This is a genomic window from Vagococcus vulneris, assembly GCF_003950515.1.
In the GTDB taxonomy this organism is placed as follows: Bacteria; Bacillota; Bacilli; order Lactobacillales; family Vagococcaceae; genus Vagococcus; species Vagococcus vulneris.
In genome coordinates this window covers 1-1,011 of record NZ_NGJS01000043.1, presented here as the reverse complement: position 1 = coordinate 1,011, position 1,011 = coordinate 1, and the positions used below count along the sequence as shown (strand labels likewise).

Annotated in this window: 7 tRNA genes and 1 rRNA gene; all 8 read left to right on the top strand. The window is 43.4% G+C overall.

Annotated features, from left to right (window positions below):
- Positions 1-114: ribosomal RNA gene (gene rrf / locus CBF37_RS11550) — 5S ribosomal RNA — on the top strand; the annotation flags it as partial.
- A gap of 16 nt (positions 115-130) precedes the next feature.
- A tRNA-Val gene (locus tag CBF37_RS11545) sits at positions 131-203 on the top strand.
- Between the two features lie 2 nt (positions 204-205).
- A tRNA-Lys gene (locus CBF37_RS11540) sits at positions 206-278 on the top strand.
- 20 nt (positions 279-298) lie between these two features.
- A tRNA-Thr gene (locus tag CBF37_RS11535) sits at positions 299-371 on the top strand.
- Between the two features lie 12 nt (positions 372-383).
- Positions 384-455 (top strand) — tRNA-Gly (locus CBF37_RS11530).
- An 11-nt stretch (positions 456-466) separates the two neighbouring features.
- Positions 467-552: transfer RNA gene (locus CBF37_RS11525), tRNA-Leu, on the top strand.
- A 9-nt stretch (positions 553-561) separates the two neighbouring features.
- Positions 562-635: transfer RNA gene (locus tag CBF37_RS11520), tRNA-Arg, on the top strand.
- A 14-nt stretch (positions 636-649) separates the two neighbouring features.
- Positions 650-723 (top strand) — tRNA-Pro (locus tag CBF37_RS11515).
- Positions 724-1,011 lie beyond the last annotated feature (288 nt).

The following is a 1,011-nucleotide window of genomic DNA, read 5'->3' as shown; positions in this document are numbered from 1 at the left end:
CGGTGGCGATGGCAAAAAGGATACACCTGTAACCATGCCGAACACAGAAGTTAAGCTTTTTAGCGCCGAGGGTAGTGAAGGGTTTCCCTTTGTGAGAGTAGGACGGTGCCGTGCTTTTATTAGTTATATCGGAGGTTTAGCTCAGCTGGGAGAGCACCTGCCTTACAAGCAGGGGGTCAGCGGTTCGATCCCGTTAACCTCCATAGACTCGTTAGCTCAGTTGGTAGAGCATCTGACTTTTAATCAGAGGGTCACTGGTTCGAGCCCAGTACGGGTCATTAAAAATAACATCGTTGTAGCCGGCTTAGCTCAGTTGGTAGAGCATCTGATTTGTAATCAGAGGGTCGAGGGTTCAAGTCCTTTAGCCGGCATTCTATTTCTTAGCGGAAGTAGTTCAGTGGTAGAACATCACCTTGCCAAGGTGGGGGTCGCGGGTTCGAACCCCGTCTTCCGCTTTTTTATTTCAGCCGGGGTGGCGGAACTGGCAGACGCACAGGACTTAAAATCCTGCGGTGAGTGATCACCGTACCGGTTCGATTCCGGTCCTCGGCATTATATATAGCACCCATAGCTCAATTGGATAGAGTGTCTGACTACGGATCAGAAGGTTAGGGGTTCGACTCCTCTTGGGTGCGTTAGGTCTTTTATACGGGAAGTAGCTCAGCTTGGTAGAGCACTTGGTTTGGGACCAAGGGGTCGCAGGTTCGAATCCTGTCTTCCCGATTTAAAGAATTTTTTTCTTTAAATCTATTGACTTATTTTTTAAAACTTGCTATTATAACATAGCTGTCTTAGTTATTTAAAGATTCAGAATATTCCAAAAAAACATTTGACAAAGACAAGCAAGTTTGATATTATATAAAAGTTGCTACAGCAACTTAAAACAAAAAGATTTAGACCTTTGAAAACTGAACAAAGTAAGACAAACCAAATGTGTAGGGCGTTTTTACGAAAGTAAAAACAAACCATATTTAGTGAATAACAATTCGCTAGCAAGTTTTAAATTAATGA